The sequence below is a fragment of the Azospirillum sp. TSO35-2 genome, from assembly GCF_003116095.1.
GTDB lineage: Bacteria > Pseudomonadota > Alphaproteobacteria > Azospirillales > Azospirillaceae > Azospirillum.
The window spans coordinates 2,636,850-2,660,107 of record NZ_LGRA01000021.1 but is presented as its reverse complement, the minus strand read 5'-3'; the positions used below and the strand labels follow the sequence as shown (position 1 = coordinate 2,660,107).

16 protein-coding genes are annotated in these 23,258 nt (G+C 71.0%); 9 read left to right on the top strand and 7 right to left on the bottom strand.

Translation table 11 applies throughout. The features are described 5' to 3' along the window. Window positions 1–44: 44 nt before the first annotated feature. Window positions 45–1,073, bottom strand: a complete 1,029-nt coding sequence (locus TSO352_RS28060; RefSeq protein WP_109110344.1) for a TRAP transporter substrate-binding protein — start codon at window positions 1,071–1,073, stop codon at window positions 45–47. Window positions 1,074–1,239: 166 nt separating this feature from the next. Between TSO352_RS28060 and TSO352_RS28055 the strand changes: the two genes are divergently transcribed. Next, window positions 1,240–2,319: a LacI family DNA-binding transcriptional regulator gene (locus TSO352_RS28055; protein WP_247872475.1), complete on the top strand. Its 1,080-nt coding sequence runs from the start codon at window positions 1,240–1,242 to the stop codon at window positions 2,317–2,319. Window positions 2,320–2,342: 23 nt separating this feature from the next. Next, complete coding sequence (locus TSO352_RS28050; RefSeq protein ID WP_109110342.1) at window positions 2,343–3,038, top strand: nitroreductase; 696 nt, start codon at window positions 2,343–2,345, stop codon at window positions 3,036–3,038. 46 nt (window positions 3,039–3,084) lie between these two features. Here the strand turns inward: TSO352_RS28050 and TSO352_RS28045 are convergent, their stop codons facing one another. Continuing rightward, window positions 3,085–5,145: an NAD(+) synthase gene (locus tag TSO352_RS28045; RefSeq protein ID WP_109110341.1), complete on the bottom strand. Its 2,061-nt coding sequence runs from the start codon at window positions 5,143–5,145 to the stop codon at window positions 3,085–3,087. 326 nt (window positions 5,146–5,471) lie between these two features. Between TSO352_RS28045 and TSO352_RS28040 the strand changes: the two genes are divergently transcribed. Both TSO352_RS28040 and TSO352_RS28035 read left to right on the top strand, forming a co-directional pair. Continuing rightward, window positions 5,472–8,519 (top strand): chemotaxis protein CheB, encoded by a 3,048-nt coding sequence (locus tag TSO352_RS28040; protein ID WP_109110340.1) that lies wholly within the window; start codon window positions 5,472–5,474, stop codon window positions 8,517–8,519. Further along, window positions 8,516–10,651 carry an ATP-binding protein gene (locus TSO352_RS28035; RefSeq protein ID WP_109110339.1) on the top strand — a complete coding sequence of 712 codons (2,136 nt, stop codon included), beginning with the start codon at window positions 8,516–8,518 and terminating at the stop codon, window positions 10,649–10,651. Before TSO352_RS28040 ends, TSO352_RS28035 begins: the two co-directional genes overlap by 4 nt. 16 nt (window positions 10,652–10,667) lie before the next feature. Here the strand turns inward: TSO352_RS28035 and TSO352_RS28030 are convergent, their stop codons facing one another. Beyond that, window positions 10,668–11,582: a LysR substrate-binding domain-containing protein gene (locus TSO352_RS28030; protein WP_109110338.1), complete on the bottom strand. Its 915-nt coding sequence runs from the start codon at window positions 11,580–11,582 to the stop codon at window positions 10,668–10,670. A 239-nt stretch (window positions 11,583–11,821) separates the two neighbouring features. On the opposite strand from TSO352_RS28030, the gene TSO352_RS28025 reads away from it, so the two are divergent. Further along, window positions 11,822–12,739 (top strand): hypothetical protein, encoded by a 918-nt coding sequence (locus TSO352_RS28025; protein WP_199231738.1) that lies wholly within the window; start codon window positions 11,822–11,824, stop codon window positions 12,737–12,739. Here TSO352_RS28025 and TSO352_RS28020 read toward each other — a convergent pair. Then, window positions 12,703–13,434: a carbonic anhydrase gene (locus TSO352_RS28020; protein ID WP_109110337.1), complete on the bottom strand. Its 732-nt coding sequence runs from the start codon at window positions 13,432–13,434 to the stop codon at window positions 12,703–12,705. The two genes, TSO352_RS28025 and TSO352_RS28020, sit on opposite strands and share 37 nt — an antisense overlap. A 324-nt stretch (window positions 13,435–13,758) precedes the next feature. Between TSO352_RS28020 and clpB the strand changes: the two genes are divergently transcribed. Then, entirely contained in the window at window positions 13,759–16,443 is a 2,685-nt protein-coding gene (clpB, locus tag TSO352_RS28015) for an ATP-dependent chaperone ClpB (RefSeq protein ID WP_109110336.1), read from the top strand. Between the two features lie 94 nt (window positions 16,444–16,537). Here the strand turns inward: clpB and TSO352_RS28010 are convergent, their stop codons facing one another. Beyond that, window positions 16,538–17,197, bottom strand: coding sequence for a hypothetical protein (locus TSO352_RS28010; protein ID WP_146210803.1), 660 nt, complete (start codon window positions 17,195–17,197; stop codon window positions 16,538–16,540). A 341-nt stretch (window positions 17,198–17,538) separates the two neighbouring features. Here TSO352_RS28010 and TSO352_RS28005 point away from each other — a divergent pair, with 341 nt between their 5' ends. From TSO352_RS28005 to TSO352_RS27995, 3 genes are read left to right on the top strand one after another with little or no spacing between them, the layout of a single operon-like run. Beyond that, window positions 17,539–18,324: an SDR family oxidoreductase gene (locus tag TSO352_RS28005; RefSeq protein WP_109110334.1), complete on the top strand. Its 786-nt coding sequence runs from the start codon at window positions 17,539–17,541 to the stop codon at window positions 18,322–18,324. A gap of 22 nt (window positions 18,325–18,346) precedes the next feature. Further along, the gene (gene pabB / locus TSO352_RS28000; RefSeq protein ID WP_109110333.1) at window positions 18,347–19,729 is read left to right on the top strand and encodes an aminodeoxychorismate synthase component I; all 1,383 of its coding nucleotides are present in this window, start codon (window positions 18,347–18,349) and stop codon (window positions 19,727–19,729) included. Next, window positions 19,726–20,532, top strand: coding sequence for an aminotransferase class IV (locus TSO352_RS27995; RefSeq protein WP_109110332.1), 807 nt, complete (start codon window positions 19,726–19,728; stop codon window positions 20,530–20,532). The genes pabB and TSO352_RS27995 overlap by 4 nt, the downstream gene beginning before the upstream one ends. A gap of 9 nt (window positions 20,533–20,541) precedes the next feature. Here TSO352_RS27995 and TSO352_RS27990 read toward each other — a convergent pair whose 3' ends face one another. Both TSO352_RS27990 and TSO352_RS27985 read right to left on the bottom strand, forming a co-directional pair. Beyond that, entirely contained in the window at window positions 20,542–22,179 is a 1,638-nt protein-coding gene (locus TSO352_RS27990) for a GMC family oxidoreductase N-terminal domain-containing protein (protein ID WP_109110331.1), read from the bottom strand. A 177-nt stretch (window positions 22,180–22,356) separates the two neighbouring features. Then, window positions 22,357–23,253, bottom strand: a complete 897-nt coding sequence (locus tag TSO352_RS27985; RefSeq protein ID WP_109110330.1) for a DMT family transporter — start codon at window positions 23,251–23,253, stop codon at window positions 22,357–22,359. Window positions 23,254–23,258 lie beyond the last annotated feature (5 nt).

The window sequence follows — 23,258 nt, the reverse complement described above, 5'->3', positions numbered from 1 at the left end:
CTCCTTCATCGGATGCGGGGGGCGAGGCCGGGGGACGATTGCGGTCAGGCCAGCTTGCCGACCGCGTCCTCCAGCAGGCCCCAGGCCTCGTCGCCGAAGCGGCCCTTCCATTCCGAATAGAAGCCGGACTCGCGCAGCTTGGCGCGGAAGCTGTCGGGGCCCGGCTGGTTGAAGGCCAGGCCCTTCGCTTCCAGGTCGGTGCGCACCGACTGGTTCAGCGCCTTGATGTCGCCGCGCTGGGCCATGCCGGCGTCGTTGATGGCGCCCGCCACGATGGCCTGCAGGTCCGGCGGCAGCCCCTTCCAGGCGCGGCCGTTGGCGATGAACCAGAAGCCGTCCCAGATGTGGTTCGACAGCGAGCAGTATTTCTGCACCTCGAACAGCTTGGCGACCTGGATGATCGGCAGCGGGTTTTCCTGGGCGTCGACGATGCGGGTCTGCAGCGAGGAATAGACCTCGCTGAACTGCAGGCTGGTCGGGGCGGCGCCCAGGCCCTTGAACATGGCGATGCTGAGCGGGCTGACCGGCACGCGGATCTTCAGGCCGGCCATGTCGGCGGCGCTGTTGATCGGCTTGTCGCCGCTGGTCATCTGGCGGAAGCCGTTGTCCCACATCTTTTCGAAGGCGTAGAGCCCGACCTTGGAAATCGCCTCGCGGACATGGGCGCCCAGCTTGCCGTCCATCGCCTTCCAGACCTGGTCGTAGTCGGAAAAGGCGAAGCCGACCGCGTTGATCGCGGCGACCGGGACCAGCGTGGCGATGACCAGCGCCGACGGCGTGAAGAAGGTCAGGCCGCCGCTGCGCACCTGGCTCAGCATGTCGGTGTCGCCGCCCAGCTGGTTGTTGGGGAAGATCTTAACCTCGACCTTGCCGTTCGACTCTTTGGCGATGCGCGCCGCCGCCTCCTGGGCGCGGATGTTCAGCGGGTGGGTCAGCGGCAGGTTGTTGCCGTATTTCAGCTCATACTCCGCGGCGTGGGCGACGTGCGGCATACCGATGACGGCACCGGCCGCCCCGATGGCCGGCGCGGTCGCCATGGCCTTCAGCATCGTGCGGCGGGTCAGAATGGTCATGTCGATCCTCCCAGGGGGTTCCGGCCGTCGCGGCTGTTTGCGGCCTTGCGTTTCTGATGTGATCTGATGTCAATTGATGATTGTTGAATGGACGGTAGGTCCGCGACCGATCAGTGTCAAACGCGAATGATGATGGTTTTTGATGGCTTCTGTGAGGGATGACCCGGTGGCTGACGCGACGAACGGCACCGCCCCCGGCCGCGGCCTGCCGCGCGTCGCCGACATCGCGCAGGCGGCGGGGGTGTCCACCGCCACGGTCGACCGGGTGCTGAACCATCGGCCGGGGGTGCGCGCCGCCACCGTGCAGCGGGTGCTGAAGGCCGCGGCGGAGCTGGACTATCTGCCGGAGGCGGAGCTGCGCGCCGCCGCGGCGCCCAAGCCGATGCGGCTGTCCTTCCTGCTGCCGGCCGGCAACAACCGCTTCCTGACCGGGCTGGGCGAGATGATCCGCCGCGCCGACGCGACGCTGGCCCCGCAAGGCGTCAAGGCGCAGGTCGAGTTCATCAAGAGCTTCAACCCGGAGCTGCTGGCCCGCAGCCTGTTCCAGCACGGGCGGCGCGCCGACGGCGTCGCCTTCATGGCGCTGGAGCATCCGGCGGTGCGCGAGGCGGTGAACGCGCTGGCCGAACGCAACGTGCCGACGGTGACGCTGATCTCCGACATCCTGAACTGCCGCCGCGCCGGCTATGTCGGGCTGGACAACCGGGCGGCGGGGCGGACCGCTGGCTACCTGATCGCCCGCTTCCTCCGCCACCGCCCGGCCAAGGTGGCGATGATCGCCGGCAGCCTGAGCTACCGCGCGCACGAGGACCGCGAGATGGGCTTCCTCCATGTCCTGAAGGAGATCGCGCCCGACATCGAGGTGGTCGGCCTGCGCGAGGGCCACGACGACGAGGGCAAGAGCTGCCGCCAGACCCGCATGCTGCTGGGGCTGCACCCCGATCTGGCCGGCGTCTACAACATCGGCGGCGGGGCGGAGGGTGTCGCCCGCGCCCTGAAGGAAACCCGGCGCGAGCGCGAGATGGTCTTCATCGGCCATGGCCTGACCAACGAGACGCGCGGGCTGCTGATCGACGGCACGCTGGACGCGGTCATCACCCAGGACCCGCGCAACACGCTGTCGGCCGGCGTGTCGATCTTCACCAACCTGCGCGCCGGCCGTCCGCCGATGCAGGGCGTGGAGACGCCACGCGCCGAGGTGATCTTTCGCGAGAACCTGCCGCAGGGCATACTGCCGGACGAATGAAGCCAGCCGCGAGCGCACGACGCATGGACCAGCACCCCGCCCTCCCCGTCCTTCCGGTTCTGGACGCCGTCGCCGGCCGGCGCAGCGTCCGCGCCTTCCTGCCGACGCCGGTGGAGCGCCCGACGGTGGAGCGCATCCTCGACCTCGCCGCCCGCGCCCCCAGCGGGTCGAACATCCAGCCCTGGAAGGTCCACGCCATCGCCGGGGAGGCGCGCGCCGCCCTGTCGGCGGAGCTGCTGGCCGCCCACGAGGCCGGCGAGCCGGAGGTGCCGGAATACCCCTACTACCCCGAATCCTGGCGGGAGCCCTATCTCGGCCGCCGCCGCAAGGTCGGCTGGGACCTCTACGGCACGCTCGGCATCGCCAAGGGCGACCGGGCGGCGATGGCGCGCCAGCACGGCCGCAACTGGCTGTTCTTCGGCGCGCCGGTCGGCCTGTTCTTCAGCATCGACCGCGACATGGGCAAGGGCGGCTGGCTCGACCTCGGCATGTTCATGGAGAATGTGATGATCGTCGCCCGCGGCTTCGGGCTGGAGACCTGCCCGCAGGCCGCCTTCTGCTACCGCCACGCCATCACCGCCCGGCATCTCGGCCTGCCGGACAGCGAGATCATCGCCAGCGGCATGGCGCTGGGCGTCGCCGACTGGTCGGCGCCGGAGAACAACTTCACGACGGAGCGGGAACCGGCGGCGGGCTTCACCCGGTTCGTGGGGTTCTGAGGGGGCGACGGGGCTGAACGCCCTCGTCAACCCATCCCGAGCCGCGTCACTCCGCCGGGACCTCGCGTTCCAGCTCCTCCAGCCAGATGCGGGCGTTGCCGTCGGACGGGGCGCGCCAGTCGCCGCGCGGCGACAGCGAGCCGCCGGGCGTCACCTTCGGCCCGTTCGGCATCGCCGAGCGCTTGAATTGGCTGAAGCCGAAGAAGCGGCGCAGGAAGACGCGCAGCCAGTCGCGGATCTCGGCCGGGCTGTAGGCGCGGCGCTTCTCCAGCGGGTAGCCCTCCGGCCAGTCGCCCTTGGCGACGTCGCCCCAGGCGTGGCGGGCAAGGAAGGCGATCTTCGACGGGCGGAAGCCGTAGCGCAGCACGTAGAACAGGTTGAAGTCCTGCAGGTCGTACGGCCCGACCACCGATTCGGAGCTTTGCAGCGCCTTGTCCGACCCGGCCGGCACCAGCTCCGGCGAGATCTCGGTCATCAGGATGGCGTCCAGCGTCTGCGACACCGCCTGCTGGAACTGGCCGGTGCGGCTGACCCAGCGGATCAGATGCTGGATCAGCGTCTTCGGCACGCCGGCGTTGACGTTGTAGTGGGACATCTGGTCGCCGACGCCGTAGGTGCACCAGCCCAGCGCCAGTTCCGACAGGTCGCCGGTGCCCAGCACGATGCCGTTGTGGTGGTTGGCCAGCCGGAACAAATAGTCGGTGCGCAGCCCCGCCTGCACATTCTCGAAGGTGACGTCGTAGACCGCCTCGCCACGGGCGTAGGGGTGGTCCATGTCCTTCAGCATCTGGTTGGCGGCCGGCCGGATGTCGAGTTCCTTGGCGGTCACCCCCAGCGCGGTCATCAGCCGCCACGCGTTCGACTTGGTGCCCTCGCTGGTGCCGAAGCCGGGCATGGTGTAGGCGAGGATGCCGGAGCGCGGCAGGCCGAGCCGGTCCATGGCGCGGGCGGCGACGATCAGCGCGTGGGTGCTGTCCAGCCCGCCCGACACGCCGATCACCACCTTCTCGATCCGCGCCGCGCGCAGCCGCTGCACCAGCCCGGCGACCTGGATGTTGTAGGCCTCGTAGCAGTCCTGCTCCAGCCGCTCCAGGTTGGCCGGGACGAAGGGCAGGCGCGGCACCACGCGCAGCAGGCCGACGTCGCCGTCCGGCGGGTCGAGACGGAAGCCGACGGTGCGGAAATCGCCGGCCGCCAGCCCGTGGTAGCGGCGGTTGTCGTCGAAGCTGCCCATCCGCAGCCGCTCCTGCCGCAGCAGGTCGAGGTCGACGTCGGCCACCGCCATCTGGGCGCCGTCGGGGAAGCGGTCGGTTTCCGCCAGCATCTCGCCATTCTCGAAGATCGAGGTCTGGCCATCCCAGGCGAGGTCGGTGGTCGATTCCCCGGTCCCGGCCGACGAGTAGAGATAGGCGGCGAGGCAGCGCGCCGACTGCGACTTGGCCAGCAGGCGGCGGGTGTCGGACTTGCCGATGGTGATGTTGCTGGCCGACAGGTTGGTCAGCACGGTGGCCCCGGCCAGCGCCGCCGTGGCGCTGGGCGGCACCGCCACCCACAGATCCTCGCAAATCTCGGCGTGGACGACCAGACCGGGCTGGTCCTCGGCCGCGAACAGCAGGTCGGGGCCGAAGGGCGCCGTCAAACCGCCCGACGCGGGGGCGCCGATCCGGATCGTCCCACCCTCGGTCCCGGCGCCCGACGCGAACTGGCGACGCTCGTAGAACTCGCGGTAGTTCGGCAGATGCACCTTGGGCACCACGCCCAGCAGCCGGCCGCGCTGCACCGCCACCGCCGCGTTGTAGAGCCGCCCCTCGTGCAGCAGCGGCGCGCCCACCAGCAGCAGCGGCATCAGGTCGGCCGACGCCGCCACCAGATCCAGCACCGCGCGCTCCACCGCGTCGATCAGCGGGTCCTGCATCAGCAGATCGTCGATGGCGTAGCCGGACAGCGCCAGTTCGGGGAACAGCGCCACCGCCACCGCCCGGTCGTGGCAGTCGCGCGCCGCCTCCAGCACCGCGGCGAGGTTGGCGGCGGGGTCCGCCGGGGTGCAGCGGGTGGTGCAGGCCGCCACGCGCGCGAACCCGTGCCGATAGATCGAGGTGAAGCTCATGACCGGTCCCTGCTGCCTTCCGCATCCGATGCGCGAGACAACAAACATAGCAGCATTTTCGCGCGCGTCAGGCCCCTTGGCCCGCTTTCCCGCCGGGGCGACTCCCCTCGGGGTTGCTTTCCGATCGAAATTGTTTCAGACCTGATACATTCGATATAGGACCAATGATCAGTCGATGACGGCAAAGGTCGGCGCCAAATAAACTTCGGCTGATCCGGCTTTCGGAACGGACACCCGTACACAAGCCAAGTTGACGGGGTAGAAGCGGTTGGCTATAGCGGTCGGGCGCTTTTACCCGTCTTCTCGACAAGGACCAGATCCTCACCGTGCCTTCGGACAACCCGGATACGCGTGCCGATTCCGACAGCGCCGTCACTCTGAATGCCGATGCCGATACCAGATCGGCCGAGCCGGAGCCCAGGGACGCGGAGGAGCCGGCCTGCTGCATCGTCGGCCTCGGCGCCTCGGCCGGCGGGCTGGAGGCGTTGCAGCGCTTCTTCGACGCGGTGCCCGGCGACAGCGACCTCGCCTATGTCGTGGTCCAGCACCTGTCCCCCGTCCACAAGAGCCTGATGGTCGACCTGCTGGCCAAGCACACCGCGATGGCGGTGGTGCAGGCGACCGACGGCGTCGCGGTCCGGCGCAACACCGTCTACCTGCTGCCGCCCGGCAAGACCCTGAGCATCGAGGACCGCCACCTGCGGCTCAGCGCCAAGGACGCCGGCAGCGGCATGAGCCTGCCGATCGACATCTTCCTGACCGCTCTGGCCCGCGACCAGGGGCCGCTGGCCATCGGCGTCATCCTGTCGGGCACCGGGTCGGACGGCACGCGCGGCCTGATGGCGATCCGCTCGGCCGGCGGCTTCACCGCCGTGCAGCAGCCGGACACCGCCCAGTTCGACGGCATGCCGCGCAGCGCGCTGGCGAGCGGTCCGATCGACGCCGCCCTGCCGCCGGACGAGTTGCCGGCGACGCTGATCGAGCACGCGCGCAAGGCGCTGGCCCGCGCCCGGCCGATGCCGGACCGGCAGCCGCGCGACGAGACCGCCGACCCGCTGGCCCAGATCATCGCGGTCATCCGCTCGGTCACCGGGGTCGATTTCTCGCACTACAAGCTCGCCACCCTGCTGCGGCGGATCGAACGGCGCATGCAGAGCGCCGGATGCGAGTCGATGGAGGAGTATGCGGCGCTGCTGCGGCGGAACAGCGCCGAAACGGTCACCCTCTACAAGGAGATGCTGATCGGCGTCACCCGCTTCTTCCGCGACGAGGCGGCGTTCCGGGTGCTGGCCGACAAGGTCATCCCCAGCCTGATGGCCAACCGCAGCCCGACCGACACCATCCGCGTCTGGGTCTGCGGCTGCGCCAGCGGGGAGGAGGCCTATTCGATCGCCATCCTGCTTGCCGAGGCGCAGGAACGCATGGGCCGCAGCGTCGACGTCAAGATCTTCGCCACCGACATCGACCAGGACAGCATCGAACAGGCCAGCCTGGGCGAATACCCGCGCGCCATCGCCGAGGACGTGTCGCCGGAGCGGCTGGCGCGCTTCTTCACGGCGCGCGGCGACAGCTACGCCGTGACGCGCGACATCCGCCGCATGGTGGTCTTCGCCGCGCACAACATCATGCGCGACCCGCCCTTCACCAGGATCGACCTGCTGAGCTGCCGCAACCTGCTGATCTACATGGACCAGCCGTTGCAGCGGAAGGTCCTGAGCCTGTTCCAGTACGCGCTGCGCCAGAGCGGCTTCCTGTTCCTCGGCACCAGCGAGACGCTGGGCGAGCTGCAGCCCGACTTCCACACCATCGACAGCCGCAGCAAGCTGTTCCAGAGCCTGCGCGCCGGGCCGTTCCGGCTGTCGCGGCTGCTGGTGCCGACGGTCGCCGCGCCGCCGGACCGCCCCGGCGACGACGGCACGCCGAACCCCCACGCGCCGGAGGACGGCAGCGTGATCGACGAGGCGATCGGCACGCTGATGAAGGCCTATGTGCCGCCCTGCCTGCTGGTCAACGACCAGATGACCATCCTGCATGTGTTCGGCGACGCGTCGTCGCTGCTGAAGGTGCCGGCCGGCGGGGCGACGCTGAACGCGCTGAAGCTGCTGCCGGCGTCGGTCGCCATGGTCACCGGCACCGCGCTGAACCGCGCCTTCCGCTCCGGCGAGGAGTTCGCGCTGTCCGGCATTCCGGTGAAGGACCGCGACGGGGTGACCGCGGTCAGCCTGCGGGTGCAGCCCTGCGTCTCGCGCAAGACCGGGCGGCGCTTCGCCCTGGTGGTGCTGGACCGCGCCCACCCGCCGAGCCTGCCGGTGGCGGAGTCCGACTTCGACCTCAACGCCGACGCCGCCGAGCGCATCCGCGGGCTGGAGCAGGAGCTGCTGTCGCGCGGCGAGAACCTGCAGGCGACCATCGAGGAGCTGGAAACCGCCAACGAGGAGCTGCAGGCCACCAACGAGGAGCTTCTCGCCTCCAACGAGGAACTGCAGAGCACCAACGAAGAGCTGCAATCGGTCAACGAGGAGCTTTATTCGGTCAACGCCGAGTACCAGGCGAAGGTGGAGGAGCTGACCGAGATCACCAACGACCTCGACAACCTGCTGCGCTCGACCGAGATCGGCACGGTGTTCCTGGACGGCGAGTTCGTCATCCGCCGCTTCACCCCGGCGGCGGCCGGCTTCATCAACATCATCCCGCGCGACGTCGGCCGGTCGATCGCCCATCTGTCGACCACCATCGACTATCCCGACTTCCTGACCGACATCCGGACGGTGTTCGACGGGCACGAGCCGCTGGAACGCACCGTGCGGGTGCATGACGGGCGCTGGGCGTTGACCCGCATCCTGCCCTACCTGACCGACAAGAGCCAGGTCGCCGGGGTGGTGGTGACCTTCGTCGACGTCACCGCGACCAAGCGGGCGGAGGAGCGCTTGCAGACCGTGCTGGACAGCCTGCCGGAACACATCGCGGTCACCGACCGGCAGGGCCGCATCGTCATGGTCAACGCGGCGTGGCGCGGCTTCGCCCGGCGCAACGGCGCCCCGGCGCTGGAGCGTTGCGGGGTCGGCAGCAACTATCTCGACGTCTGCCGGCCGCCGGACGGCGACGCCGGCCCCGGCTCTGCCGCCGGCGCGGTCCATGACGGGCTGCGCGCCATCCTCGACGGCACGGCCGAGGATTTCTCCATCGAATACCCCTGCCATTCGGCCGATGAACAGCGCTGGTTCCTGATGCACGCCACCCGCCTGAACGACCGCGACGGCGGCCTCGTCGTCAGCCACATCAACATCACCAACCGCAAGCTGATGGAACGCCGGCTGGACGACCGGGATGGCGACGCCGCCGGCGATACGGCCGCGGCCGGGGGCGGCCGATGACCGAGGATCCCTCGGGCCGCCTGCGCCGCCGCGCCGAGACCATCCTCAGCGGCGGCGGGTTCGATGCGGCCGACGTCACCGCCACCTCGCTGAAGGAGGTGCTGCACGAGCTGTACGTCCATCAGGCCGAGCTGGAGATCCAGAACGAGGAGCTGCGCGGCGCCCAGCAGGCGCTGGAGGCGTCGCGCCTGCAATATCTCCAGCTCTTCCAGTCGGTGCCGCTGGCCTGTCTGGCGGTCAACGCCACCGGCATCGTCGGCGAGGCCAACGCCGCGGCGGAGCGCCAGTTCGGCCTGCCGATGCTGCGGCTGAAGGGCCGGCCGCTGTCCCTGCTGGTCGAGGCGGTCGACCATGGCCGGCTGTTCAGCGCGCTGACCCGGCTGCGCCAGACCGGCCAGTGGCTGCGCCAGGAGTTCCGCTATGTCGGGCCGCAGGGCGCCGTCATCGACGGGCTGACCGACGCCCGCACCGTGGCGCTGGACGACGGCGACCGCGGCGACGTGCTGCTGACCATCACCGACCTGACCGAGCGGAACGCCTGGCTGCGCGAGGTCCAGCGCGCCCGCGACGAGGCCGAACGCGCCCGCGCCGACTACCACCACATCCTGCAGTCGGTCGGCGACGGCATCCTGGGCATCGATTCCGACGGCCGCATCCTGCTGGCCAACCGGATGGCCGAGCGGCTGATGGACGGCCCGGCCCGGCCGTTGCTCGACCCGACGGCGGCGCCGTTCGACGCCGACGGGCCGGCCCGCCTGCCGGGGACCACCGCCGGCCGCCGCTTCATCGACGCCAACGGCAACCGCCTGCACGGCCTGCCGCCGGCGGCCGAGGCGGCGCGCAGCGGCGCCCCGGTGGTGGAGCGCATCGTCGGCATCGTCGAGGGCGAGGAGGCGGGCGCGCCGACCCGCTGGCTGCGGGTGTCGAGCCACCCCGTCGCCGACGCCGCCGGCGGTGTCGAGGCGGTGGTGTCGAGCGTCGCCGACATCACCGCGGTGAAGGCGCTGGAGCGCGAGCTGAACGTGGCGCTCGACGCCCGCGAACGCTTCCTGGCGGCGGCCAGCCACGACCTGCGCCAGCCGGTGCAGGCGCTGATCCTGCTGTCGAACCTGATGCTGAACGAGACGCTGCCCGACGAGGCGCGGCGGCTGGCGGAGCAGTTGCAATCCTCGATCGGCGGCCTGGGCGGCATGCTGGACGGTATGCTCGACATCTCCAAGCTGGAGGCCGGGCTGATCCGGCCCGACCCGGTCGCGGTCGATGTCGGCGCCCTGATGACGCGCCTGCACGGCGAGTTCGCGCCGGTCGCCGCGAAGGGCGGGCAGCGGCTGCGGCTGGTGGCGCCGGCGCTGACGACGCGGACCGACCCCGGCCTGCTGGAACGGGTGCTGCGCAACCTGCTGGCCAACGCGCTGCGCTACGCCCCCGGCGGGCGGGTGCTGTTCGGCGCGCGACGGCGCGGCGGCCGTCTGCAGATCGAGGTGTGGGACACCGGCATCGGCATCGCCGACCAGCACATCGACCGCATCTTCCAGGACTTCTTCCAGGTCGGCAACGCCGCCCGCGACCGCCGCGAGGGGCTGGGGCTGGGGCTGAGCATCGCCAAGCGGCTGGTCACCATGCTGGGCGGCCGCATCGACGTCACCTCCGCCCTCGGCCGCGACAGCCGCTTCCTGGTCAGCCTGCCGCTGACCGACGAGCGGATCGCCGCCGACGGCGCCGGCGGCCGTCACCCTCCCCTGTCGGCCAACGGCGACCACCTGATCATGCTGGTGGAGGACGACGCCGTCATCCGGATGGCGCTGGTCCTGATGCTGGAGGACTGGGGCTACCGGGTGGTGGAGGCCGGCAGCGGGACCGAGGCGAGCGAGCGGCTCGACGCCGGCGAGGCCCCCGACCTCGTCCTCGCCGACTACCGCCTGCCGGAGGGAACCACCGGCCTGATGGTGATGGACATGGTCCGCCGGCGGCTGTCGCGCGAGGTGCCCGGCGTGCTGCTGACCGGCGACACCTCCGCCGACCGCCTGCGCGAGGCGGCGGGCGCCCAATGCGCCCTGCTGCACAAGCCGATCCAGCCCGCCCGCCTGCGCGACGCCCTGAACGCGGCCCTGAATGCGACGTTGAACGGGTAGGCAGGCGTGCCCGCCCTCAGCGCCAGCCGCCGTCCACCGTCAGCCCGGCCAGGATGTCGCGCAGGATGCCGTGCGCCGCCCGCGCCGCGACCGTCATCGGCCGGCCGGCGGCGTGGGCCAGCAGGATGGTGCGGTCGATCTGCGGGTCGGCGATCGGCAGGCCGGTCAGCCGGTCCGCCGCGGCGCCGTAGCGCGCCACCCGCTCCGACAGCACGGTGTAGCCGCAGCCTTCCGCCACCAGCGCCTTGATCTGCTCCAGCGCGTCGATCTCCATGGCGACGCCGACGCTGCCGCGCGCCAGCAGGGCGGCGTGCTCAACCTCCTCGCGCACGCCGTGGGGGCGGCCGGGCAGGATCAGCGGCAGGGCCAGCACCTCGGCGAAGGGGATCGCGTTGCGGCCGCGCAGCAGCGGGTCGTCGACCGGCCCGACCAGATGCAGCTTCTCGCGCGCCACCAGCTCGGTCTCCAGCCCGCCCATGTCCTTGGCCCCGAACACCAGCGCCAGATCGACCTGCCCCGACAGCACCCATTCCAGCATGTGGCCGGACAGCCCCTCCACCACGCGCAGGCGGATGTGCGGGTGGGCACGGCGCACCGCCAGCGCCAGCGGCACGGTCAGAACCGGCCCCAGCGAGGTCGGGATGCCGACGGTCGCCGGCCCGGCCGGCACCGATTCCACCGCGCGCACCTCGTCGCGCAGGCTGTCCATCGCCTCGACCAGCGACACCGCCCGCTGCGCCAGCCGCCGCCCGCTCTCCGTCGGCACCACGCCGCGCGCCGTGCGCAGGACGAGCTGGCAGCCGAAATCCTCCTCCAGCCGCTTCAGATGCAGGCTGAGCGCCGGCTGCGCCACCCGCAGCGCGTCGGCCGCGCGGGAGATCGAGCCATGCTCCACGATGCCCAGGAAGTAACGCAACTGCCGCAGATCCATGGCCGCGCGGCCCCCTCACCCCGATAACGCTGCGCTATGAAGGGGGAGGCGGGGATCGCGTGTCAATATGGCGTGGGCGGGCGGCGCGCCGGGGCCGGCGTCGAAGCCGGTCGACACCGCCCCCTCCCGTCATCATGATCGTGTCGTAACCATTCCGATGCCGCACAATCGGGACGGACGGGCCGCCGGCGCCTCGGGCACGGGCACTGGCATCGGGACATGACAACGGAGCGTGAGTGATGGACGCTGATTATCCGGCCGCATCGGATCCGGAATGGCTGCGCCGGCATCCCGACTTTCCCGCGGTCCTGGCCTTCTACTGCGACAGCCTCGTCGCGCCCTTGCGCGGGCAGCGCCTGATGATGAAGCTGTTCGGGCAACGGGCGCCGACCGAGATCGCGGCGTTGATCGTCATGATGCACGTCACCGCCCGGTCGCCCGGCGACCGCCCGACGGTGACGCGGATCCAGGATCGCCTGCCGGGCGCCCGCCAGACCGCCGCCTTCATCGCCCTGCTGCGCGGCTTCGGCATCGTCCAGGCCGAGCGCGACGCCACGGATGGGCGCATCCGCTATCTGGTGCCCGGACCACTGATCCTCGACGGCCTGCGCGACTGGGTGGCGCTGCATCTCGACTGCCATCAACGGCTGGCGGCGGCTGGGCTGTCGGGTGCGGAGCTGTCGGTGATCGGCGGCGGGCATGCCGGCCGGCTCCGCTCGGATCGCGCCTTCTTCGACGCCGTCATCCACCAGTGCGCGCCGTGGCTCGACCGTTCGATCCGGCCGCTGACGCGCTTTCCCGATCTGGCGTGGCTCGACGAGCATGACAGCGGCCTGTACCTCGCCCTGACGCTGGCCGAGCAATCCCTCCGGCTGTCGCCGGGCGGCTGGCTCGCGGCGCCCGCGGCCGACCTTGCGCGGTCGCTTGGCGTGTCGAAGTCGCACATCCGCAATCTGATCAACGCCATGGAACGGCGGGGTCTGGTTCTCCACGACGACCGCCGCCAACGCCTGCGCCTTGCCCCCCGCTTCTCCGGGACGATCGAGCGCTGGTTCTGCCAACAGGTGAGCTGGCTCGCCGCGGCGGCGGAACGGGCCGACGCGGATCGGGCCATCCACGGTCAGAGCAGCGTCACCTTGCCGGTCGCAATGTCGTAGACGCCGCCGACGACCCTCACCCGCTTTTCGGCGACCAGCGCCGACACGATCGGCTCCGCCTGACCGAGGCGGCGGACGTTGTGACGGACGTTCTCGGCGGTCGCCTCGGCCAGCAGGTTGGCGGGGTTGCGGGCAATGGCGGCCTCGACGCCGGGCTTCAGCGCGTCGACCAGCGCCGGCAGATGGCCGGGCAGCTCCGCCTTGTCCTGGATCGCCTTGATCGTGGCGCTGACGGCGCCGCAGCCGCTGTGGCCGAGCACCAGGATCAGCGGCATGTTCAGGAACTTGACGCCGTATTCGAGGCTCGCCAAGCCGTCGTCATTGACGAAGTTCCCGGCCACCCGGACGATGAACAGTTCGCCGGGGCCCTGGTCGAAGACCAGTTCCGGGGCAACCCGCGAATCGGCGCAGCTGACGATGCCGGCGATCGGGAATTGCGCCCGCGCCCGCGCCATCCGCCCGGCGGAAAAGTCCTTGTTGCGGGAGACGTTCGCCACATAGCGCGCGTTGCCGGCGAGCAGGCGCTGCAACGCCTTGTCGGGCGCGATGGCGTTGGCGGCCGGCGCCGCCTCCTTGGCCAGGGCCGGAACGGAGGGCATCGTCAAGGCGCCGGCCGAGGCGGCCAGGGCGGCGCCGGTCCGGAACAGGTGGCGGCGCGACAGTCCACCCGCCGCCGTTTCGCACAACAGACACATTCACGTCACTCCTGTGTTCGAGCGCGCGGAGCCGCGGGTGCCGCGGGTCCGCCCCACAGTGTTGGCACAGGGCGCCGCCGGCCGCTCATCCAAAAACTGCAGGGATCGCCGGGGTGCGGTCCAGGTGCGGCCCAGAAGGCTTCATCCGGTTTCAAATCGTCCACGGCGACGGCCACGGCACCGGTCCGGCCCCCCTCTTGACCGCCGCCGGAGCGTTAACCATTTCTACGATGAAGCACCGGGCGGCCGCGCATTCTGCGGGCCGGGCGGGCGCTTCTCCCGCGCCGGATGGCTGGGCGGGAGACCATGGAAACGGAGTGCCGGATGGACTTCGGTCAATTCACCGATCGCGCGCGCGGCGTCATTCAGGCCGCGCAGATCGCCGCCCTTGCCGAGCGGCATCAACAGCTTCTCCCCGAACATCTGCTGAAGGCCCTGATCGACGACGCCAGCGGCGTGGCGGCGCGGCTGGTGCGTGACACCGGCGGCGACCCCGACCTGCTGAAGAGCGCCACCGAGGAGCAGCTGGCCCACGCGCCGGTGCAGCCGGGTCCGAACCAGGGTCCGCAGCCGCTCTACATGTCGCCGGCGCTGGCCGCCGTGCTGCAGGGCGCCGTCACCGCGGCGCGCAGCGGCGGCGACCGCTTCGTCACCGCCGAACGCCTGCTGGAGAGCCTGGCCCGCCAGAGCGGGCCGCTGCGCGCGCTGTTCCGCCGCGCCGGCGTCGACGCCGACGCGCTGGCCGCCGCCGCCGACGCCCAGCGCAAGGACCATCCGGCCGATGCCGAAACCGAAACGACCTCCGGCGAGGCGCTGGCCCGCTACACCCGCGACCTGACCGAAGAGGCGCGGCAGGGCCGGCTCGACCCGGTGATCGGCCGCGACGACGAGATCCGCCGCACCATCCAGGTGCTGGCGCGGCGCACCAAGAACAACCCGGTGCTGATCGGCGAGCCCGGCGTCGGCAAGACCGCCGTGGTCGAGGGGCTGGCCCAGCGCCTGGCCTCCGGCGACGTGCCGGAAGGGCTGAAGGACCGCCGCGTCCTGGCGCTCGACCTCACCGCGCTGCTGGCCGGCGCCAAGTTCCGTGGTGAGTTCGAGGAGCGGCTGAAGTCGGTGCTGGCCGAGGTGCAGGAGGCGAATGGCCGCATCATCCTGTTCATCGACGAGCTGCACACGCTGATCGGCGCCGGCCGCACCGACGGGGCGATGGACGCCGCCAACATGCTGAAGCCGGCCCTGGCGCGCGGCGAGCTGCGCTGTGTCGGCGCCACCACGCCGGACGAGTACCGGAAGTACATCGAGAAGGACGCGGCGCTCGCCCGCCGGTTCCAGCCGGTGACGGTCGACGAGCCGTCGGTGGACGACGCGGTGTCGATCCTGCGCGGCATCAAGGGCAAGTACGAGGTGCACCACGGCGTGCGCATCGCCGACGCGGCGGTGGTCGCGGCGGTGAGCCTGTCCTCGCGCTACATCGGCGACCGCCGGCTGCCCGACAAGGCGATCGATCTGGTCGACGAGGCGGCGAGCCGCCTGCGCATGGCGATCGACAGCAAGCCGGAGGCGCTGGACGCCGTTGACCGCCGCGTCGCCCAGCTGAAGATCGAGCGCGAGGCGCTGAAGGCCGAGCCCGACGCCGCCTCGCAGGAACGGCTGCACGTCCTGGAGGGCGAGCTGGTCGAGGCCGAAGCCCGCCAATCCTCGATGGAGGAGGAGTGGCGCGCCTCGCAGTCCCGCCGCACCGAGGGCCGCCGCCTGAAGGAGGAGCTGGACCAGGCCCGCACCAAGCTGGAGCGCGCCCAGCGCGACGGCGACTGGGCCAAGGCCGGCGAGCTGGCCTACGGCGTGGTGCCCGACCTGGAAAAGCGCCTGGCCGACGCCGAATCGCGCGCCAGCACCGAGCGTGACGAGGTGACGGCCAAGGACATCGGCGCCGTCGTCACCCGCTGGACCGGCATCCCGGTCGAGCGGATGCTGGAGGGCGAGCGCCAGCGGCTGAAGGGCATGGAGGACAAGCTGGCGGAACGCGTGGTCGGCCAGAAGGAGGCCGTGCGCGCGGTGTCCAAGGCGGTGCGGCGGGCCCGCGCCGGGCTGAAGGACCCCAGCCGGCCGACCGGCTCCTTCCTGTTCCTGGGCCCGACCGGCGTCGGCAAGACCGAGCTGGCCAAGGCGCTGGCCGCCTTCCTGTTCGACGACGAGACGGCGATCACCCGCCTCGACATGTCGGAGTACATGGAGAAGCACGCGGTCAGCCGGATGATCGGCTCGCCGCCGGGCTATGTCGGCTACGACGACGGCGGCTCGCTGGCCGAGCGGATCCGGCGGCGGCCCTATCAGGTCGTGCTGCTGGACGAGGTGGAGAAGGCGCATCCCGACGTGCTGAACGTCCTGCTGCAGGCGCTCGACGACGGGCGGCTGACCGATGGCCAGGGCCGCACCGCCGACTTCCGCCACGCCATCCTGATCATGACCTCCAATTTGGGGGCCGAGGCGCTGAGCGCCCTGGGCGATGACGAGGACATGGCGGGTGCCACGGTCGAGGTGATGGACGCCGTCCGCAAGGCCTTCCGGCCGGAGTTCCTGAACCGGCTGGACGACGTGCTGATCTTCCGCCGGCTGGGCCGCGACCAGATGGCGCGGATCGTCGACATCCAGCTCGCCCGCGTCAACGAGCGGCTGGCCGAGCGCGGCGTTACCCTGGCGGCGGACGCCGCGGCCAAGCGGCGGCTGGGCGATCTGGGCTGGGATCCGGCCTTCGGCGCCCGTCCGCTGAAGCGGGCGATCCAGGGCCTCGTCGAGGATCCCATCGCCGAACGCCTGCTCGACGAGGAGGTCGAGGGCAAGACCACCATGACCCTGTCGGTGGTGGATGGACGGTTGGCCCTGGACGGCGTGGTGGTCGAGGAAGACCGGCCGCACGGCTTCAAGGCGCCCGAACGCCCGCCGCTCGGCTTTGCCCTGCCGGCGGTCCCCACCAGCGCACCGGGGCGGGAGGCGTCGGTCCACTGACGCCGGACGGCTGACCGATTGTCACGCACAAGCACAGGCTCCGGATGCATCGCATCCGGAGCCTGTTTTTTTGGGGAAAGGGCGTCCGGCGCGCTTAAACCAGCACGGCGCCCTTCACCTTGCCGATGAACTTGAAGTTCTGGTTCCCGCTCAGATGCTTGTGCAGGAAGGACGGGTTGTAGTAACGGCTTTCCAGCCCGAAGACCGCCTGCATGTTCTGAAGCGGGAAGCTGCCCTGCACCGCGATGTTGGCCTGCTCCATCGCCACCATGTAGCAGTAGACGACATGGCCGGAGCAGAAGAAGCCCTCCGAGCCCCCGGCCAGCAGCTTGTCGAGAAGCTTGTTGACCCGGTCGGACGACTGGCTGGCCGAGCCGCCGCCCAGCGACTTGACGGCCCCCCAGCTGTCGTAGGGCAATTGCGCGCTGCCGCCCTGGGTGAAGTTCTGCAGCATCATGGCGGCAACCTGGGCCGCGCCGGCGCCGATGCCGGGGATGAGGCAGCGGAACACGTCGTAGGTCAGATCGCCCCGGGTCGACAGCAGGCTGTTTTCCTGCAGGCCGGCGCTGTTCGTCTCGATGATGGCGGTCGGCGAGCTGGCGATGCCGGCGTGCGTGAAGTCCGATTTGCCTTTGCTGAACAATTGCCCGAGCCTGATGATGACACCGCTCCTGGTCATGCCCTGCCAGTTCTTCACCATGATGTCGCCGGCCTGAACCGCACCCATCACCGCGTTGGAACGCCGTCTCGTCATAAACCCTCTCCGGAAGACACCGGACACAATCCAGTGCCGGGTTGCGTGATTACCTCAATCGCGTCGGCGAAATCATACGAAGAGGCGCGAAAACGCACAAGCTCAAGCTCGATCGGAATGAACGTTGTCGCGAATATTTCTTTCGTGAAAGATGATCAATTGCTTCCGGCGATTATCAACTGCGCCGCCCCGATACTGAGCCCCAGCTCCTGCAATCAAAAGCGGTGTTGCGCCGACGTCCGGGCGCCGGCGTCGTCCGGGGTGCCATCGCGCCCACGGGTCTGCTACATCTCGGACCGCCGCTCGGACGGGAGCGGTTCCGCGACATCCCGGGGGCAGCCATGGCCGGACCGATCACACCCTACCTGTCGACCTTCTCGCTCGCCGGCCAGATGGCCCTGGTGACCGGGTCCGGGCGCGGGCTGGGGCTGGAAATCGCGCGGGCGATGGCGGGGGCCGGGGCGCATGTCCTGCTGAACGGCCGGGACGCCGCGGCGCTGGAGGCCCGCGTGGCCGAGATCACCGCGGCCGGCGGGACGGCGTCGGCGCTGGCCTTCGATGTGTCGGACCGGGCGGCGGTGCGCGACGCCTTCGGCCGGATCGAGCGGGAGCATGTCCGGCTCGACGTGCTGGTGCAGAATGTCGGGCAGCGCAACCGCAAGCCGCTGGCCGAGTTCTCCGACAACGAGATTTCGGCGCTGCTCGACGTCGATCTGGCCTCCGGCCTGATCCTGGCGCGGGAGGCGGCGCGGCTGATGCTGCCGCGGCGGACCGGGCGGCTGATCGCCGTCACCTCGATCGCCGGGCAGATCGCCCGGGCCAACGACAGCGTCTACGCCGCCGCCAAGGCCGGGCTGACCGGCATGGTGCGGGCGCTGGCCGCCGAGTACGGGCCGCAGGGGCTGACCAGCAACGCCATCGCCCCCGGCTTTTTCGCAACCGAAACGAACGCCGCCATCACCGGCGATCCCGAACGCGCCGCCTATTTCGCCAACCGCACGCCGATGCGCCGCTGGGGCCGGCCGGAGGAGATCGCCGGGGCGGCGGTGTACCTCGCTTCCGCCGCGGCCTCCTACGTCAACGGCCATGTGCTGGTCGTCGACGGCGGTGCTACGATTCAGATGTGAGGGCCGCTGCACGGGTGCCGCCATGCTGACGATTCCCCTGTCCTGCGACGATCCCGCCGCCGCCTTCCGCCCGTGGAGCGCCCAGCCCTGGGCGATGCTGCTGGACAGCGCGGCTGCCCACCCGAGCCATGGCCGCCACGCCTATATCGTTGCGGAACCGTATCAAACTGTCGAGTCCGTCGGCGGGCAGACGCTGGTGGATGGCCGGCCGGTCGCCGGATCGCCCTTCGACGCGCTGGCCGAGGCGCTCGCCGCCCACGCGCCCGCCCCGCCGGGACCAGTGCCCTTCACCGGAGGCGCGGTCGGGCTGATCGGTTACGAAGCCGGAACGGCTTTGGAAGGGCTGCGCTCCCGCCATGGCAACCCCGGCGGCCAGCCCGACATGGCGTTCGGCCTCTACGACGTGGTCGCCGGTTTCGACCGGCTGGAACGGCGCGCCTGGGTCATCGCCGCCCGGCCGGAGGCGGAGGACCGCGCCCGCCGCATGGCCGAACGGCTGTCCGTTCCGCCCCCGCAACCATCGGCGCAACCATCGGCCGGGCCGGCGCCCCTGCCCTGGCGGTCGGAGCTGTCGCGCCCCGACTATCTCGACCGGGTCGGGCGGGTGCTGGAGTATATCCGGGCCGGCGACATCTATCAGGCCAACTTCACCCAGCGCTTCCTGGCGGACACGCCGACCGCGCCGGTCGACGCCTACGCGCTGTACGAGCGGTTGCGCCGCCTCAGCCCGGCGCCCTTCGCCGCCTTCCTCAACTGCGGGCCGCGCCTGCAACTGGCCGGGGCGTCGCCGGAGCGCTTCATCCGGCTGGGCGCCGACGGCACCATCGAGACGCGGCCGATCAAGGGTACCCGGCCGCGCTACGCCGATCCGGCGGCCGACGCGGCGGCGGCGGCGGAACTGGTCGCCAGCGTCAAGGACCGCGCGGAAAACCTGATGATCACCGACCTGCTGCGCAACGACCTGGGCCGCGTCGCCACGATCGGCAGCGTCCGGGTGCCGGTGCTCTACGGGTTGGAGAGCTTCGCCAGCGTCCATCACCTGGTGTCGGTGGTCACCGCCAAATTGCGGCCCGGCCTGGGCCCGGTCGATCTGCTGCGCGCCGCCTGCCCCGGTGGGTCGATCACCGGCGCACCGAAGATCCGCGCCATGGAGATCATCGACGAGTTGGAGGTCGCCCGCCGCGGCGCCTATTGCGGCACGGTGGCCTGGATCGGCTTCGACGGCGCGATGGACAGCAACATCGTCATCCGCACCCTGTCGGTGACGCCCGACGCGGTGATCGCCCAGGCCGGCGGCGGCATCGTCGCCGATTCCGACCCGGCGGCGGAGCATGAGGAAATGCTGGTCAAGGCGCGCGCGCAGTTGCGGGCGGTCGGTAAGCTGGGCGATGAGGGGATGGCATGACCGTCTGGCTGAACGGCCGCCTGCAGGCCGCCGACGCGGCGCGGATCGACCCGGCCGACCGCGGCTTCACGCTCGGCGACGGGCTGTTCGAGACGATCCGCGTCAAGGACGGCGCGCCGCGCCACCTCCCCCGCCATCTGGAGCGGCTGGCCGCCGGGGCGGCGGTGCTGCGGCTGGCGCTGCCCCACGACGCAGCGGCGATGGCCGCGGCGATGGCGGCGCTGATCGCCGCCCGCGGCGTGGCCGATGGGGTGCTGCGGCTGACGGTGTCGCGCGGCACCGGGGCGCGCGGCGTGCTGCCGCCGGCCGACGCCAACCCGACGGTGCTGATGACGCTGGCCCCGGCCGGGCACCTCACCACGCCGGTCACGGCAATCGTCGCGCGGAGCACCCGGCGCAACGAACACTCGCCGCTGTCGCGGCTGAAGTCGTTGAACTACCTGGATTCGGTGCTGGCGCGGCAGGAGGCGGCCGACCGCGGCGCCGACGAGGCGCTGCTGCTGAACGGCGCCGGGCGCCTCGCCGAATCGAGCGTCGCCAACCTGTTCCTGGCGATCGGCGGCCGGCTGCTGACCCCGCCGCTGTCCGACGGCGCCCTGCCCGGCATCCGCCGCGCCCTGCTGCTGGAGCGCCACGGCGCCGTCGAGGCGCCGCTCGGCCTCGACGACCTTGCCCACGCCGACGAGGCTTTGCTGACCAACAGCCTCGGCCTGCGCCCGCTGCTGTCGGTGGATGGGCGGCCGATCGGCCGGGGTGTTCCCGGCCCGGTGTTCGCCGCCCTGCTGGATGACCCCGACCTTTAGCCCTGAGCTTCAGCCGCGCAGCGCCGCCCGCCGCTCCGCCCGCATCAGCGCGGCGCCGCGTTCGGCGATCATCACCGTCGGCGTGTTGGTGTTGCCCGAGGTCAGGGTCGGCATGACCGAGGCGTCGATCACCCGCAACCCGCGCAGCCCCTTCACCCGCATCTCCGGATCGGTCACCGCGGTGGGGTCGTCCGGACGGCCCATGCGGCAGGTCCCCACCGGGTGGAAGATGGTGGTGCCGATGTCGCCGGCCGCCCTGGCCAGCTCCTCCGCGGTCTGGAAGCTGGGGCCGGGCTTGTATTCCTGCGGGTGATAGGGCGCCAGCGCCGGCTGGGAGACGATGCGGCGGGTCAGCGCCAGCGCCTTGGCCGCCTTGGCCCGGTCGACCGGATCGGACAGGTAGCAGGGGGCGATGGCCGGGTTGTCGCGGTGGTCGGCCGAAGTGATGCGGGTCCAGCCGCGCGACGCCGGGCGCAGGTCGCAGACGCTGGCGGTGAAGGCCGGGAAGGCGTGCAGCGGGTCGCCGAACTTCTCCAGCGACAGCGGCTGCACATGGTATTCCAGGTCGGCGGTCGCGGCCTCCGGCCCCGACTTGGCGAAGACGCCGAGCTGGCTCGGCGCCATGGTCAGCGGCCCCTTGCGGAACAGCGCGTATTCCAGCCCCATCATCGCCTTGCCGATCAGGCTGCCGGCCCGCTTGTTCAGCGTCACGATGCCGTCGACCTTGTAGATCATGCGCAGTTGCAGATGGTCCTGCAGGTTGGCGCCGACGCCCGGCGCGTCCAGCACCACCGGGATGCCCAGCTTTTTCAGGTGATCGGCCGGGCCGACGCCGGAGCGTTGCAGGATGGCGGGCGAGCCGATGGATCCTGCGGCCAGCACCGTCTCGATTCGCGCCGTCGCCCGCGCCGGCTCGCCCTTGACGGTGAAGCGCAGGCCGGTGACGCGGCCGTCGGCGATCTCCACCTTGTCGATCGACGCCTCGATGGCGAGCTTCAGGTTCGGCCGGTCGAGCGCCGGGCGCAGGAACGCCTTGGCGGCGCTCCAGCGGACGCCGCCCTTCTGGTTCACCTCGAAGCTGCCGACGCCGAAATTGTCGCCGCGGTTGAAGTCGTCGTTGCGCGGGATGCCGACCTGCTGCGCCGCCTCGGCGAAGCGGTCGAGCAGGTCCCAGCGCAGCCGCTGCCGCTCCACCCGCCATTCACCGCCGGCGCCGTGCATGTCGTCGGCGCCGCGCCAGTAATCCTCGGTCCCCTTGAAGACCGGCAGCACCTCGTCCCAGCGCCAGCGCTGATCGCCGGTCAGCTCGGCCCATTCGTCGTAGTCGCGCGCCTGCCCGCGCATGGCGATCATGCCGTTGATCGACGAGCAGCCGCCCAGCACCTTGCCGCGGGCGTAATGGATGCTGCGGCCGTTCAGCCCGGCCTCCGCCTCGGTCTTGAAGCACCAGTCGGTGCGCGGGTTGCCGATGCAGAACAGATAGCCGGCGGGCACGTGCAGCCACACCCAATTGTCCTTGCCGCCGGCCTCCAGCAGCAGCACCGACACCTCCGGATCGGCCGACAGCCGGTTGGCCAGCACGCAGCCCGCCGTGCCGCCGCCGGCGATGATGTAGTCGAAGCTGCCGAAATCGAGCGCGTCCGCCATCGGTTCCCTCCCGGGGATTTATCGATTTGTCAGACGTATTAAATTGCTGATGAGGCTGACGATCCAGCGAAATCTCTCGGCATCGGTCCTCGCAACGTCCAACGCCGGACGCCAACGCCGACCGTTCCGTTTCCAGCCAGCGTCAGTCCGCCGGACCGCCACGCTCACCTCAGGCCGTCACTTCCGGTTGACCAGCGCCACCCCGCAGACCGCCACCGCCATGCCGGCGACCGCCACCACGCCCAACCTTTCGCCGAACATCGCCCAGGCGATGAGCGCGGTGACCGGCGGGGTCAGGTAGAACAGGCTGGCGACCTTGGCCGCCGCGCCCCGGCGAATCAGCGCGAACAGCAGGAAGATCGCGCCGACCGACAGGATGAAGCAGAGCCACAGCAGGGCGAAGACGAACTCCCCCGTCCATTGCACCTGCATCGTCTCGGTCAGCGGCGCGACGACCGCCAGCGCCAGGGCGGTGGCAGCGTACTGGATGGCGGTGCCGCTGCGCAGATCCATGCCGCCGCCGTGGCGCTTCTGGTAGAGCGTGCCGAGCGTGATGCCGACCAGCGCCACCAGGGCGAAGCCGAGCGGACCCAGATGCGCCGCGTCGACCGCCAGCTTCTCGCGCACCACCAGCCCGACACCGACCAGACCGAGCAGCAGGCCCGCCCATTGCCGGCCGGTCACCCGCTCGCCGAGCAGCGGGCCGGACAGCGCCGCGGTCAGCAGCGGCTGGATGCCGACCACCAGCGCGGTGACCCCGGCGGGCAGCCCATGGGCGATGGCGATGAAGATGCCGCTGAGATAGACGCCGTGGACCAGCAGCCCGGCCAGCGCGATGCGGCCGGCCGTCCGCCAGTCGCGCGGCCAGGGCGCCCGGGTCGCCAGCGCCACCAGGGCCAGCAGCACGGCGACCAGCCCCAGCCGCAGCAGCAGGAAGGTCAGCGGCTCCACATAGGGAAGGCCGTATTTCGCCCCGATGAAGCCGGTGCTCCACAGCAGCACGAACAGTCCCGGCATCAGGCGCAGCCAGGGCTGGCCGCCCCCCACCTTGGCGCCGGTTGCGGCCTCACTCATTCGAT

Coding starts and splice junctions, on each gene's coding strand:
- TSO352_RS28060 (WP_109110344.1), bottom strand. CDS start 1,073: ATGACCATTCTGACCCGCCGCACGATGCTGAAGGCCATGGCGACCGCG.
- TSO352_RS28050 (WP_109110342.1), top strand. CDS start 2,343: ATGGACCAGCACCCCGCCCTCCCCGTCCTTCCGGTTCTGGACGCCGTC.
- TSO352_RS28045 (WP_109110341.1), bottom strand. CDS start 5,145: ATGAGCTTCACCTCGATCTATCGGCACGGGTTCGCGCGCGTGGCGGCC.
- TSO352_RS28035 (WP_109110339.1), top strand. CDS start 8,516: ATGACCGAGGATCCCTCGGGCCGCCTGCGCCGCCGCGCCGAGACCATC.
- TSO352_RS28030 (WP_109110338.1), bottom strand. CDS start 11,582: ATGGATCTGCGGCAGTTGCGTTACTTCCTGGGCATCGTGGAGCATGGC.
- TSO352_RS28025 (WP_199231738.1), top strand. CDS start 11,822: ATGGACGCTGATTATCCGGCCGCATCGGATCCGGAATGGCTGCGCCGG.
- TSO352_RS28020 (WP_109110337.1), bottom strand. CDS start 13,434: ATGTGTCTGTTGTGCGAAACGGCGGCGGGTGGACTGTCGCGCCGCCAC.
- clpB (WP_109110336.1), top strand. CDS start 13,759: ATGGACTTCGGTCAATTCACCGATCGCGCGCGCGGCGTCATTCAGGCC.
- TSO352_RS28010 (WP_146210803.1), bottom strand. CDS start 17,197: ATGACGAGACGGCGTTCCAACGCGGTGATGGGTGCGGTTCAGGCCGGC.
- TSO352_RS28005 (WP_109110334.1), top strand. CDS start 17,539: ATGGCCGGACCGATCACACCCTACCTGTCGACCTTCTCGCTCGCCGGC.
- pabB (WP_109110333.1), top strand. CDS start 18,347: ATGCTGACGATTCCCCTGTCCTGCGACGATCCCGCCGCCGCCTTCCGC.
- TSO352_RS27995 (WP_109110332.1), top strand. CDS start 19,726: ATGACCGTCTGGCTGAACGGCCGCCTGCAGGCCGCCGACGCGGCGCGG.
- TSO352_RS27990 (WP_109110331.1), bottom strand. CDS start 22,179: ATGGCGGACGCGCTCGATTTCGGCAGCTTCGACTACATCATCGCCGGC.
- TSO352_RS27985 (WP_109110330.1), bottom strand. CDS start 23,253: ATGAGTGAGGCCGCAACCGGCGCCAAGGTGGGGGGCGGCCAGCCCTGG.